Below are 12,151 nucleotides of genomic sequence, written 5' to 3'. Positions count from 1 at the left end.
CCGCGAATCAAGGGGTTGATTCGCCCAAATTGCGCACGAATCAGCACTTAGGCGGTATGATGCGGCACGCATTGACAACACTCGGACTGCATTAGTCACTGAGTGGGAGTAGCGGGAAAAAGGTAGCGAAACACAAAGCAGCAGGTAGAAGCCCCTCACGTTCCTGTGAAGGGCTTCTTTTTTGCGAAGTTCGGTGGAAGAATGGTGCAACAGGACGAAGCCCCCGATTCTGTTGCACCACTTTTCGAAAGGTGGTTTTGGAGATGGCGAGAGACACAGTAAGAACTACTCACAGCATCACGATTTTGTACGTTCAGGCTTCGCGATGGCGTCATCTTTATTCATGTCGCACTTCATTCCCGTCTCGCCCGTCAATCTCTTTCAACCTCAACAGCCAGCGTCTCATGCTCCCGTCCCCAAAGAAGCCAAGCAGTGCTCCATTGCAGAAGCGTTCTGCTCTCACGGCTCCGAGCAGAAGCGCCATCACCGCCTGGCCGTCGAGTTCCGATGCATCTGTCCCAGACATTGCTGGGCTGTCCCACTCGAGTCCGTTGCGTTCAAGTATGTCGCGGTAATGCGTGAGCTCGTACTCGGGATGCTCGTCGACGAAGTCGTAGATTGCCTGTTCAACGTCAGCAACCGTCGTTCCGTAATTCACGTAGGGCATCTTGATTGGACCGTTCATGGTGCCCTTGCTCTCTCGGTCTACAACCCATTTGCCAAATCCCTCGGCATTCTCAATCGCAGGCAGATGTTTTGTCAGGCTCTCAAACATAAGCCGCCTCTTTTGAGAAATGAGCTTCAGCAATACCGTCGAGCTGCGAACGTATTGTCTCGAAGGGCTGGTTCAGGTCCAATGTCCTCACGCTTATCTGGTTACCGCTCATCTGATACGCACCATCAGGCTGCACGTCTTCGTCGGTCTTGGCGTAGAGCAGCATGCCCGACACGCTATGCTGCTCGTGAGTGCTGGCGAGCTCCGCTTCCTTGTTCTTCACGTAGGTAAAGATCTGGTACAGGTTGCCGGAGTGGACGCTTTGCTTGTCGAACTGCTGTTGCGTCGTGTGACTGTAGTACTTTGCGTCGATGATGAGGACGGTCCTGCCCCGTGTGAGCGTTATGTCGGTGTGCATGGCGGGGAGCATATCGTCGAAGCCGTCGTCGAGCGCCCAGCTGATGTACGGCGCCCCCGCGGAAAGCTCTGGGTGCTCACGTCTATAGTACTCGAGGATGAACTTCTCGTACAGGTGGCTCATTCGCTGCTCGTCGAGGAAGTCCATCATGCAGAGACTCCCGCTCTCCCGCGTCTGGAGAAGGCCCTTCACGACCAGCCAGCACACGTTCGTGAGCATGCGATAAGTCTGGTTGTTCCGGTCGAAGCGCATGTGCCAGTCTTCGCCCGAAAGGTTCACGTCTTCCACGTCCACGAAGTACGGAAGCAGCCGTCTAAGTGTCTTCTTGCGCGCCTTGTCGATGTCCGAGCGAATCAAGAGCATGATCGTCGCCTTGAGGATGCGGTTCATGCGCGTGTTCGTGCTGAACTCGTCGTAGCTACAAACCAGCTGCCTGCGCAGAATCGAGCGCATCTTCAAGGACTCGGACAGCTCAATCTTGCCCCTCGGTGATGAGAGTATATCCTTGCGGTCGATGTACTCTCGGCCAAGGCCGCGCTTGAGCTGCAGGCTCACGCCCCGTGACAGTATCTCGGCGAGGAGATCGGCGGTGTTGTCGAACTCTTCGGCTGCGATGTCGCGGTAGCCCTGCCCTTGCAGCGTCTGGAACGCATAGGCGAGCATGTGGTAGATGTTCTGTATCCGGATCACCGGATTGACCTGCGCAACTTGCCGGCCCACTCGTCGACCTTGGTGGGCTCGTCGAACCAGTACTCGCGCAACATCGGCACGAGCTCGTAGTTGACGATTGCCGAGAGCTTATCGTCCGTCACGTCGTCCGGGGACATGCGGCAGAAGTAGCTATGGCCGATGCAGAAGCCGTCTCCCAGCGACTCGTCGGACGCGATCGCCTCGTTCAGCTTCACGACGCAGGAGATGAGCCTATCGAACTTCTCACTGGCAAGTCCCTCCTGATAGGCGATGAAGTTCTCCGCGTCGAAGGCGGGACGGAGGTCGAAGAACGCGAAGCGGCGGCGCAGGGCGTAGTCGAGCATGGCGAGCGAGCGGTCCGCTGTGTTCATCATGCCAATGAGGTATACGTTGCTCGGGACGTAGAACAGCTCGTGCGAGTAGAGGAGCTGCAGCGTGTTCCTGGGCCCGCGCTTGTCGTTCTCGATGAGCATGAACAGCTCGCCGAAGATCTTCGAGAGGTTGCCACGGTTGATTTCGTCGATGATGAAGAAGTAGTCGTTGTCAGAATCGTCCTTCGCATTCTTGCAGAAGTTGTAGAACGCGCCCTTTTCGAGGTCGAAGCCCTGCGCGTTCGGGCGGAACCCCTCTATGAAGTCTTCGTAGCTGTAGCTCTGGTGGAACTGCACCATCATCACACGCTTGGCGTCCTTCACGCCCATCATGGAGTAGGCTAGGCGCTTTGCGGCGAAGGTCTTGCCTACGCCTGGGGCACCCTGCAGGATGATGTTCTTCTTCGCGCGCAGGACGTTGATGAGGGTCCTGTAGCGCTCGCCGTCCATGTAGACCTCCGAGAGGAAGTCCTCGGACGTGTACGCTGGGTATTCAACCTCCTCCGTGTCTTCCTCGACTTCGCCGCCCTCGTCCTCGAAGAACGAGTTGAGCTTCTCAACGAGGTCGGGATAGGCGGTGATGTCCGTCAGGGTCTTCATGGCAAGGAGGTCTTCCGTTTGCCGCTCTCCTCTGTTCGTCCAGCGTACCCTGCGGATGTTCGGATAGGAGTCGCCATTTTCGTCGAATTGGTAATCCCCCTCGACGATGCCGCGACCAATAATCACGCTGCGGCCCCGCTTAGCAAAGACAACGTCGCCCGGCTTGATCTCGCGCGAGAACTGCCAGAGCGCAAGCGCGGAGTTCTTCTGCGAGTACTTGCTGCTGTACAGGGTGCGCAGGTCCTTGCGGATATCTTCCTTGCTGGCGTATTTCTCGACGTTGCCGAGCTTGCTCCAGCCGACGCCCATTACGCCACGTGCGTAGAAGTCATCCCACTTCGCGGCACCGTCTCCCGGGGAGTAGGTCCAGTAATGTGTGGTCTTGACCCCCTCGTCTCCAAGGGAATTTTCTTCCGCCTTCTCGGCTGCAGCCTTCTCGGCGACCTTCCTCTCACGGTTGACGCGCTCAGACTCCACGAAGGCGGCAGCCGTCAGTGAGGGGAAGTCTGTGTACGGGCATTCGTTGCTTCCGAACTCTGATTTGACAGCATCGCAAATTGCGAGATAGCGCTCTCCGTCGTGAATCGGCGAGCCCTTCTCCTTTGGTACTATGCTGGCAATGGTGGAGCCAGCCTTTGCCGCGTCGGCCATGAACCAGCGGTTGCGCGAGTCCAGGCTGATGAAGTTGTAGGGCCTCGCCCAGTAGAGGCCCATGGTGAGCTTCCAGCCAAGTGTGAACTGGATGACGGTGGCATCGAATGCCTCGACGAAGGCCTTCCGGGTTTCCTCGTTGTCGTCGGCGGCCAGTGCAAGTTCGGCCTCGAAAACGTGCCAAAGGTTGTCGATGTCATTCTCGCCGCGCCGGTCGTCGTCGGAGAAGGCATAGAAGGTCGCGTTAAGGTTGTTGAGCACGGGGATGCCCTCGAAATCCGTGGGCTGGTCTGCCCTGACGTCGAATGCCTCGGCGATGCCGGCGACGATCTTCTTCCGGTTTGCGTCTTTGATGCCCTTGTTGAAGAGGCCGAAGACGGTGAACGGATCGATGTCTTGGAGCTCATCTGCCTCAAGCTTAGGGAGACTCATCCCGATCGATTCATAGACAGTTGCTAGCTTGTTTATCAGATCGTCGCGCCTGTCTCGATAGGTCAGCAGCTTGTCAGATAACTCTTTATAAAAGCTAATCCAAGTAAATTTTGTGCCGGTCATTATAGTCACTGCCTATCTTGTGCCTCTGCCGAGGCGCCTTGCTTTCAAAGTCTTTCCATATGCGTCTACATGCGCGACAGGTATCTTCATCGAATCAGAGTACACCAACGAGTATCTTTGCATCAATGTAATCCAACGCTTCGTCGATATTGCGCCCATTTCTTACTACTCCGTCAATTACGCTGATAACGTTTCTATTTAGCTCGGGATTAATGTTCAATAGATCGGTATTGAGAACATAGATATTGCCAACTTCCTTGGGCAGAATCTCAAGCACACCGCCCCCATAGCTTCTGCCGTAAAGCTCCGTGAATGCGAACGCAATGCTGTTGTAATAGGCGATAATTGCAAGCTCCGGGCCAATACCATCCTTGAATTTCATCCTATGCATGGTGTCGGTTGATATTGCGCCGCACCGATTAAGCACAAGCTTGGGATAGAGATTATTCCAAGTGAGTGGGCGTGCGGTTTTGTCCCCGAGGGCGAAAGGGAGCCGTTTCGGGCTCGTGAAACTCAAATCGAACTCAATGGGCATTTTTGCAGTCTCCGTACGGCGTTTCCCCAGGCGGTTAATAGGGAGTAAAGAATCTCGCCGTCTCAACGAAAACGAGTGTGATCAGGGATCGGTTCGCGCGATTGTCTGAGCGGTTCTGGAAAAGCCATCAGAGACGTGGTATATAGACTTTGGTGGCCGTTTCGGCTACCTCCAAGTGCCGGGGGCTTATCCCCCGGCTTTTGTTCTATTTAGAGGTATTTTATTGGCGCGAGACCTGAGCGTATTCGTCGACGAGAGCGGAGACCACGGCGGGAAAGCACGCTACTACTTGCTCACGCTCGTGATCCACGACCAGGCCGATTCCATATCCGACAAAGTTGCGCGCTACGAGGAGTCCCTCCTCAGGTCCAATCTGCCGAACATACCGTTTCATTCCGAGCCGCCGCTGAACGGCCATGGGCCTTACCGAGGAATGCCCCTTGAGCAGCGGAAGAAGATGCTCTGCTCGTTCAACGTCCTCGTGCAGAGGCCCCCCATCAAGTACGCGACGTTCGCATACCGAAGAAGCGAGTTCGACGACCTCGCGAAGCTCACCGCCCGCATGAAGCGGGACATCTCCGGGCTCCTGTTCGACCACCTCGACTCCTTTCAGGCGTTCGACGACGTGAAGGTCTACTACGACAACGGCCAGGACATCGTCAAGAAGGCCCTCGACCGGTCCTTCGGGTTCGCCCTCTCCAAGGGCGTCTTGGAGCGCCGCAAGACATCGATGACCGACTATCGGCTCGAACAGGCCGCGGACTACCTATGCACGATCGAGCTTGCCGCCGTCAAATACGCTGCGAAGGAAGATGGAGAAACCTACAACAAGTTCTTCGGCGGAATCGGCCCCTTTAAGAAGAATTGGCTCAAGCAGGCAAGGCGAAAGGCTATTTAGAGAACGGCCCTTGCAAGCTATACACCGGTGGACCTCGCCCCCGGTCGCCATATCAATCGCAAGCGGAGCGGCCGAAGGCCATAATGAGCGCATCGGGATGGCTTGGATATGCAGCCAACAAGGCTGGTCGTGCGAGTCGAGCCCGTAGCAAGACGTGTGCAACTCACAAATCTGATCGTTGAGAGCCCGCAAAGCCCAGTCGTTGCCGATCTCGGGAATGCCGGTATATGCATATGGTGAAAGGTGCGCCATCGGCGGGGAGAAGCACGGCTCATGTGCTAAACAGTTTGCAACGGCTAACTTGTGGAGGCATATCGTGCGCTTTTCGACTCTCGGGGACCCGGCAAACCCCGCAATCCTGTTTTTCCATGCCATGGGCGTCGTGGGCGAAAGCAGCGAGCGCGTGTCGGGGCACTTGGCGGATCGGTACTATTGCGTCATGCCGACGTCGACGGTCTATTGCGGGGACCAGCGCTATGCGGGTCGAGCAGACGAGGCGCGCCAGGTCGAGGAGTTCCTTCGCGGGCATGGGGTTGGCCGTCTGGCGCTCGTAGTCGCCTCCTCTATCGGCGCCGATCTGGGGATGGCGTTTCTCGCCCGCGGCGCGGTGCCGGCGGATCACGTCTTTTTCGATGGGGCCAGTTCGCGCAGATAGGCGCCGGGACGCGAGCTGCCATGGCGCCGTTGCTGTACCTGGCCGTAAAGAGCCTGTATTGGACCCGCGGCGCCACGCTCAGGCATATCATGTGGTGCGACGATGAGGCCATCCGCCCGTACTTCGTCGAGGCGGGCCGCAGGCTCACATTGGCGAATATGCGAAGCCAGATGGCCGATAGCCTCGTGGACGCGTCGTTTCCCATGCTGCCGGCAACCCTTCAGAGTCGCACGTTTTGGGAATTCGGATCGGTGGAGGACCATTTCAAATATCGAGCTGCCGTTATGGAGGCTTGGCCCAAGGGAAACTTCCCGATATTCGAGGGCCACAACCACATGCAGTTCCAAATCGACGATCCGCAGGGCTTTGCCGCCATGCTCGCGCACGTGATTGAGACGGGTGGGCTCCCGGAGCTGCCGTTCTGCCGCTGGACAACGCGAGCGGGGGCGTTTTGTACGTGAGAAAGGGCGCGGAAAGCTGGGGCAACTGGAATGACGGGCCTCAAAACTAGAGCTATCGAGTGGGAGAAGAGCAGCTGTTCGATGCAATGTTATAGCACCAGACAGCAGGCGTAGTTTCAATTGAAGCTACGCCTGCTGCTGCATATGGGTCGGCGCCAATCAATGTCCGCGATGCTTCTGCTTACGTTTCAGCTTTCGCTCTTCGAAGCGCGCCTCCGCCTCATCCGCGCGGCGTCGGCTTCTTGCGCGAGCCGACGCCCGCTTCATTGTCTCACGTTAACTTGCGAGCACCTGTTGCGCCTTGGTGCTCATCGCCCGCTGCCTGAGGGCCTTCGACGCCTCGCGAACGCGCCGCTTGGGGTTTCTCGCCAGCTTGTTCACCTCGGTCGGCTCGTCACCGAAGAACGAGAGCCTCTCCCATTTGCTGACGATGAATTGCAGGATCTCCTCATCGGACGGCTCCGCGCCGAAGACGATGCGGGCGGCGCCGTATCTGCCTTCCTCGAAGCGCTCCGCCAGCCCGACCCAGAATTGGCCGCCGTGATATACGGTCAGGGTGGACGACACGCTGATCTGCATGGTTGGTTCCTCCTTTATGTAGATGGCCATGCAGAGAAGGGACAACCATGCGAACAGGGGACGTAGCCCCGTTCGCATCAAGGTCTATATCAGCGCCGATCAATGCCCGCAATGCTTCTGTTTGCATTTAAGCTTCCGTCGCTCGAAGCGCGCCTCCAACCCCTCGTCGCCCCCCGCACAGCGTTCCGCTATACGAGCTTCTTGCGCGTCTCCTTCAGTATGCCCTTCTTGAAATCGGACCACTTGCCGAAGAACTTTTCGTCCGTTGCGGTAGCTGTATGGTCCGCGTACTTGATTGCTGTGAGTTCCATGGTGCAGATGTAGTCCGCCGCCTGCGAAAGCCGGTACTCGGAGGGCTGTGCGGAGCGGTAGACTACCGCGTCTTTCGATAGCGCGTACTCGATTGCGAGGTGGAGAGACTCGGCAATGGAGTGCTGGCCGTTGTCGTAGTAGACCTTGACCGCATCGTAGGCCTGCAGCTCCGAGAGGTTGTCGAACAGGAAGTTCACGATGTCCCTTCGCATCGCCCCCGCGAGCTTGTCGAGCGAGGCGAACTTTTTGGTCGCGTATGCGAAGGTGTGGTACCTCACGGGCATGTGGCGGAAGAAAACTCGGAACGAGCCGAGCAGCATCTTGCGCGTCCTTAGGTCGAGTCCGGAGTACAGGTCCTTGCCGTTCATGAGCGGCGACGCATGGAAAGGTATGTCCGGGAGTCCCTTGGCGCGGAGGGCGTCCTCGTATGCCTTGATCGACTCCGCGATGTTGTCGGATTGGTCGTGCATGACGACGGTGAGCAGGTAGTAGCGGTCGGAGAGGCCGTCGCTTCCCGACTCGTCGACGAAGATGCTGAGTTCTCGCATTGCTCTCCTGGATAAGAAAAAAGCCGGGGAAAACGTCCCCGGCACTTGGAAGCCTTCCTAACGGAAAACCAGTTATCTTATATCATGTACTGTCCGGAAATTCAAGGGAGCTCGAAGCGTTTCCGGACGTCGGCGGAATCTCAAAGCCCGCTCGTCAACTCATGGGCAAGCCACCCGAGACTACTCACTTTACCCGCGGACGACGAAGAGCTGCGACCTGCGGTTTTTCAACCAGCATGAAAGCCGCCCGCGTTGATTCACTTGCGATTGTAGCTGGCGGCTTGCGGGCAAAAGGGCGGTTGAATTTCAAAATGGGCGTTTTCGGCGATATCGAGCCTCCAAAGGCGCTCGCTGTGCCCTTTGGGACAAAAACAAAAACTCAAAGCCCTGAGTTTGAAAAAAGGGGGGTGCGGACAATTCCTTGGACCAACCTAAGCGGCTAGCCCCTTGCTTATCCGGTACTGCACGGGACTCATCCAGCCGAGCGACTGCTTCTTGCGGCGCTCGTTGTAGAAGTGGATATACCCGTCCAGCAGCCCCATGAACGAGTCCACGGTGACGCCGTCCCAGTCCCGGTAGTAGAAGAACTCGTTCTTCAGGCGGCCGAAGAAGCCCTCGCATGCCGAGTTGTCCGGGCTGCAGCCCTTCCTCGACATGGAGCGGACCAGGCCGTTTCCCTCGCATATGCCGATCCAGCCGGGCCATCTGTAATGGCACCCCCTGTCCGAGTGGCAGACCGGGTGCTGGCCCGGGGAGAGCGTCCCGCACGCGTCCTCCAGGGAGCCGTTGGCGAGCGCCGCGTTCGGGCGCCTTCCTATCCGCCATGCCACGACGAGGCCGTCGTAGCAGTCGACGACCGGGCTGAGGTACGCCTTCTCCCCGCTCGGCAGCTTGAACTCGGTGATGTCGGTGAGCCACAGCTCGTTCGGCGCGTCCGCGTGGAAGTTGCGCCTCACCAGGTTGGGGGGCGCGTCCGATATCTCCCCCTTGTAGGAGCTGTAGCGCCTCTTCCTCTTCAGGTAGGCAACCTTGCAGCCCTCTTCGGCCATCAGCCTGCGCACGACCTTCTCGCTGACGACGGTGCCTTCCTCCCGCAGCTCGTTGTGCACGTACCGGTAGCCGCGCTTGCCGCCGGCGCCGTCGAATATCCTCCTGATGTCGATTCTGAGCCGGGCGTGCCTGTCCTTCGCGCGCAGCTTCGCGCGGCAGTACTCATAGGAGCTCTTCGAGATCCTCAAGGAACCGGTGAGCTCTCTTAAGGGGCGGCCGGACTCCAGCCTCAGCTTGTCGATCAGCACGGTCTTCTCCATGTTGCTCATCGAGCCGAGGCTCCCTGCTTTTAAAAGGTCGACGGCTCCCCTCAGGATGTCGTTCTCCAGCTCGAGCTGCCGGATCCTCTCCTCGGGGCTGCCCTCGAAGCCGGCGTACGCCGGCTCGTCGCCCTCGGGCCTTCTCGCGCGACCGCCCATCCGCACCCCCTTCGTTCCGCCGCCTTTCAGCCAATAGCGTACAACATCGGGGCTCCCGATGCCGAGCGCTTCCGCGATCTCCCTGCAAGATGCGCCTTTTCGCGCCATCTCCATCGCCTTGCCCCGGACCTCGTCGCCGTAGGGTTCGAACTTAGCCCCGCGGGACCTCCGCCGCGGATTGGCCGCGGCAGCCGCCCAACGGCGCAGGGTCCTGCCGGGAACGCCGGACATCCTGGCGGCCTTCCCGACGTCGCCGGTGAGCCTCAGCATGTCGAGGGCTTTGTCCTTTGATTCTTGGCTGTACATACGGACTCCTGACTGGACCGAACGGTCCAACTATTCGTCCGCACCCCCAAGTTTTTAGAGTTGTCCCAGCTTTTGTCCCCGAAGCCGACGAAACGCGACATGGCGTCACCTGGCGGCACTCGGCTCGAGACGGCACCGAAAACTGGGTGCAACTGGAGTGACGGAACGTCAGAATCGACGCCACCGAGTGGGAGTGAGCTGACCACGTTCTTTCGCCGGATATAGTCGTCCGTGGCGTATCGTAGCGTTCCGGGCACCTCAACTTTTGGGATTGGTTCCGAGACGCAATCGACGAACTGCTCGATCAATCGAAAGAAGAGGAGTCTTATGGCGCCTAGGGAAATTCACGTTGCCGATAGCAAGTTCCTTGCGCTTATTCTTCGGCGCAAGCCCGAGGAAATCGGAATCTCTTTGGACGAGCACGGCTGGGCGGATGTTGGCGAGTTGGTGCGAGGCATGGAAAGCCCATGGTCTACCTCGTTGACTCTGCCGCGATGATTGCGCAGGGGGCTCTCTTCTTCTTGTCTCAAAATGGCGTCTGGTTGACGAAAAGCGTGCCCGTAGAATACCTTTCGATGGCTCAACAGGAGTAGCGGCGTCAAGCCGAGCGACGGGACATGCGGGTCAGACGCATAGGGCGCTGCCTGGCAAAGAAATCCTGCTGCGAGCAACTACGAACACCCAAGGGCTCTAAAGGGGCTCAGGGACAGGTTTTGTAATAGCCTTTGGAGTTATCGGAAATACCAAAACGCAGGTTGTGGACGTGCTAGAATTGCATGGCCTTTATTATGTAATTAACCGCTAGGGCTATGAACTGGATGAGGCCCTCTTCGCGTTGGCGGAGAGGGCCTTTTAATCGTAGAGGAACGTACATGCACATGCAGAACTTGAAAGCGAATACCGTACGCACTGCGTTTTGCGCACTGCTCGTCTCGTTCGCGCTCGTGTTCGCCGGTGTGGCGCAGGTTGCCGTCGCCCCGACGAACGCGTATGCGCTCGATACCGCCAAATGCACGGCGAAACCCAACGTCAGCGGGTCGTCAGACGTGCTCGGCGGCGTGGAGACGCGCATCACCTGGGAAGGCCAGGCCGACCCCGACGAGCAGATCGCGGGCGTCACCTTCACCTTGCCCGAGGGCACAACCTGTGAACCGGGCGACACGCGAGCGACGATGCTCACCGGCGACGACCTGATGACGCGCACGAATCTCGATGTCGACGCCGACTACAAAGACGGCAAGCTCACGGTTAAGTTCTCCGAACCCGCGCAGGCGGGCGGGTACTTCCGTGTGGAAATCTACAAGGTGAAGTTCTCCGAAATGGGCGGCGACATGCAGATCGCGGGCGCATACACGCTTGCGGACGGCACCGAGGTCGCCATGGACACGCTGCCTGCAATCACCGTGAAATCCCATTCCTTCTTCGAGTCGCTTTCCGATTCGCTCGCCCAGCAGGATTGGGTGAAGTCGTGGAACAGTGTGCTTTTCCTGAAGCTGTTCTTAAACCCGTCGGTGTTCGTATCGAGCCTGCCGGTGGTGTTTTGGGGCTTTTTGATGGCGATCGGCATCGTGGCCTGCGCTTTCCCGCTCGCCATCCCGTTTGGCCTTCTGCTGTCGCTCATGCGCATGTCGAAGCTGCGCGTGCTGCGCGGCATCGCCACCGCCTACGTGAACGTGGTGCGCGGCACGCCGCTGTTCCTGCAGATCTACATCGCCTTCTTCGGCCTGCCGCTTGCGGGCATCCAGATTCCCACGTTCCCGCTCGGCGTGATCGTCCTCGCGATGAATTCCAGCGCGTATCTGTGCGAGATCTTCCGCGCGGGCATCCAATCGATCAGCAAGGGGCAGTTCGAGGCTGCTCGTTCGCTCGGCATGAACGGTGCGCAGACGATGCTCTTCGTCATCATCCCGCAGACCGTGCGCCGCGTGATCCCGACGATGACGAGCGAATTCATCCTGCTGTACAAGGACACCTCCATGCTCGCCGCGGTTGGCACCATGGAAATCGTCATGAACGCGAAGACGATCGTCGCATCGACGGGCTCCATCACGCCCTACGTTGTGGCCGCGTGCTTCTACCTGATCATCACGCTGCCGCTTGCGAAGGTGGTGGGCAACCTTGAGTCGCGCCTGGCCAGCAACGATACCGGCAAGGGCGGCAAGAAGAAGCGCAAGAGTAAGAAACATGCGATCGGCACCGGCGAGGCTGCGGGCGCGCTCGGCTCAGGCGCGGGCACTGCTGCCGCTGAGGCACGGGCTACAGGCGATGCTGTGGCTGCCAAGCGACCCGATGCGGTCGAGGGAACGGGCATCACGCCCGAGCAGATGTCGAGTCTGTAAGGGGTGTGCGCAATGACTGAGACTATGAAGAACCTGACGAACGAAACTG

The 12,151-nt window shown here is 58.5% G+C and carries 13 protein-coding genes; 6 read left to right on the top strand and 7 right to left on the bottom strand.

Annotated features, from left to right (window positions below; all coding sequences use genetic code 11):
* Positions 1 to 337: 337 nt before the first annotated feature.
* From Q0I65_RS03715 to Q0I65_RS03700, 4 genes are all read right to left on the bottom strand, one after another.
* Entirely contained in the window at positions 338 to 775 is a 438-nt protein-coding gene (locus tag Q0I65_RS03715) for a DUF6508 domain-containing protein (protein ID WP_296060003.1), read from the bottom strand.
* Positions 768 to 1,853, bottom strand: coding sequence for a 5-methylcytosine-specific restriction endonuclease system specificity protein McrC (mcrC, locus tag Q0I65_RS03710; RefSeq protein ID WP_296060000.1), 1,086 nt, complete (start codon positions 1,851 to 1,853; stop codon positions 768 to 770). Before mcrC ends, Q0I65_RS03715 begins: the two co-directional genes overlap by 8 nt.
* A complete protein-coding gene (locus tag Q0I65_RS03705; protein ID WP_296059997.1) occupies positions 1,820 to 3,877 on the bottom strand; it encodes an AAA family ATPase in 2,058 nt (685 codons plus the stop codon). Before Q0I65_RS03705 ends, mcrC begins: the two co-directional genes overlap by 34 nt.
* A 217-nt stretch (positions 3,878 to 4,094) precedes the next feature.
* Positions 4,095 to 4,535, bottom strand: coding sequence for a hypothetical protein (locus Q0I65_RS03700; protein WP_296059995.1), 441 nt, complete (start codon positions 4,533 to 4,535; stop codon positions 4,095 to 4,097).
* Between the two features lie 223 nt (positions 4,536 to 4,758).
* Here Q0I65_RS03700 and Q0I65_RS03695 point away from each other — a divergent pair, with 223 nt between their 5' ends.
* The 3 genes from Q0I65_RS03695 (at position 4,759) to Q0I65_RS03685 (ending at position 6,549) form a co-directional block, all read left to right on the top strand.
* Positions 4,759 to 5,433, top strand: coding sequence for a DUF3800 domain-containing protein (locus tag Q0I65_RS03695; RefSeq protein WP_296059994.1), 675 nt, complete (start codon positions 4,759 to 4,761; stop codon positions 5,431 to 5,433).
* Positions 5,434 to 5,749: 316 nt separating this feature from the next.
* Positions 5,750 to 6,088, top strand: a complete 339-nt coding sequence (locus tag Q0I65_RS03690) for a hypothetical protein (protein ID WP_296059992.1) — start codon at positions 5,750 to 5,752, stop codon at positions 6,086 to 6,088.
* Positions 6,089 to 6,108: 20 nt separating this feature from the next.
* Positions 6,109 to 6,549 carry a hypothetical protein gene (locus Q0I65_RS03685; RefSeq protein WP_296059991.1) on the top strand — a complete coding sequence of 147 codons (441 nt, stop codon included), beginning with the start codon at positions 6,109 to 6,111 and terminating at the stop codon, positions 6,547 to 6,549.
* A 276-nt stretch (positions 6,550 to 6,825) separates the two neighbouring features.
* Here the strand turns inward: Q0I65_RS03685 and Q0I65_RS03680 are convergent, their stop codons facing one another.
* The 3 genes from Q0I65_RS03680 to Q0I65_RS03670 all read right to left on the bottom strand — a co-directional run bounded on the left by Q0I65_RS03680 (position 6,826) and on the right by Q0I65_RS03670 (position 9,763).
* Positions 6,826 to 7,128 (bottom strand): YjdF family protein, encoded by a 303-nt coding sequence (locus Q0I65_RS03680; protein ID WP_296059989.1) that lies wholly within the window; start codon positions 7,126 to 7,128, stop codon positions 6,826 to 6,828.
* Between the two features lie 188 nt (positions 7,129 to 7,316).
* Positions 7,317 to 7,988: a DUF3800 domain-containing protein gene (locus Q0I65_RS03675; protein ID WP_296059985.1), complete on the bottom strand. Its 672-nt coding sequence runs from the start codon at positions 7,986 to 7,988 to the stop codon at positions 7,317 to 7,319.
* Between the two features lie 431 nt (positions 7,989 to 8,419).
* On the bottom strand, positions 8,420 to 9,763 hold the full coding sequence (locus Q0I65_RS03670; RefSeq protein ID WP_296059980.1) for an IS3 family transposase: 1,344 nt from the start codon (positions 9,761 to 9,763) through the stop codon (positions 8,420 to 8,422).
* 327 nt (positions 9,764 to 10,090) lie between these two features.
* Between Q0I65_RS03670 and Q0I65_RS09695 the strand changes: the two genes are divergently transcribed.
* The 3 genes from Q0I65_RS09695 to Q0I65_RS03665 all read left to right on the top strand — a co-directional run bounded on the left by Q0I65_RS09695 (position 10,091) and on the right by Q0I65_RS03665 (position 12,102).
* A complete protein-coding gene (locus tag Q0I65_RS09695) occupies positions 10,091 to 10,261 on the top strand; it encodes an RNA 2'-phosphotransferase (protein WP_366513217.1) in 171 nt (56 codons plus the stop codon).
* On the top strand, positions 10,231 to 10,356 hold the full coding sequence (locus tag Q0I65_RS09690) for a hypothetical protein (RefSeq protein WP_366513215.1): 126 nt from the start codon (positions 10,231 to 10,233) through the stop codon (positions 10,354 to 10,356). The genes Q0I65_RS09695 and Q0I65_RS09690 overlap by 31 nt, the downstream gene beginning before the upstream one ends.
* Positions 10,357 to 10,641: 285 nt before the next feature.
* On the top strand, positions 10,642 to 12,102 hold the full coding sequence (locus Q0I65_RS03665) for an amino acid ABC transporter permease (RefSeq protein WP_296059978.1): 1,461 nt from the start codon (positions 10,642 to 10,644) through the stop codon (positions 12,100 to 12,102).
* Positions 12,103 to 12,151 lie beyond the last annotated feature (49 nt).

This window comes from uncultured Ellagibacter sp. (assembly GCF_934643285.1).
Lineage (GTDB): Bacteria > Actinomycetota > Coriobacteriia > Coriobacteriales > Eggerthellaceae > Ellagibacter.
The sequence above is the reverse complement of the archived record's forward strand: the minus strand, read 5'-3'. Positions and strand labels throughout refer to the sequence as shown.

Coding starts and splice junctions, on each gene's coding strand:
- Q0I65_RS03665 (WP_296059978.1), top strand. CDS start 10,642: ATGCAGAACTTGAAAGCGAATACCGTACGCACTGCGTTTTGCGCACTG.
- Q0I65_RS09695 (WP_366513217.1), top strand. CDS start 10,091: ATGGCGCCTAGGGAAATTCACGTTGCCGATAGCAAGTTCCTTGCGCTT.
- Q0I65_RS09690 (WP_366513215.1), top strand. CDS start 10,231: ATGGTCTACCTCGTTGACTCTGCCGCGATGATTGCGCAGGGGGCTCTC.
- Q0I65_RS03670 (WP_296059980.1), bottom strand. CDS start 9,763: ATGTACAGCCAAGAATCAAAGGACAAAGCCCTCGACATGCTGAGGCTC.
- Q0I65_RS03700 (WP_296059995.1), bottom strand. CDS start 4,535: ATGCCCATTGAGTTCGATTTGAGTTTCACGAGCCCGAAACGGCTCCCT.
- Q0I65_RS03680 (WP_296059989.1), bottom strand. CDS start 7,128: ATGCAGATCAGCGTGTCGTCCACCCTGACCGTATATCACGGCGGCCAA.
- Q0I65_RS03675 (WP_296059985.1), bottom strand. CDS start 7,988: ATGCGAGAACTCAGCATCTTCGTCGACGAGTCGGGAAGCGACGGCCTC.
- Q0I65_RS03705 (WP_296059997.1), bottom strand. CDS start 3,877: ATGAGTCTCCCTAAGCTTGAGGCAGATGAGCTCCAAGACATCGATCCG.
- Q0I65_RS03685 (WP_296059991.1), top strand. CDS start 6,109: ATGGCGCCGTTGCTGTACCTGGCCGTAAAGAGCCTGTATTGGACCCGC.
- Q0I65_RS03715 (WP_296060003.1), bottom strand. CDS start 775: ATGTTTGAGAGCCTGACAAAACATCTGCCTGCGATTGAGAATGCCGAG.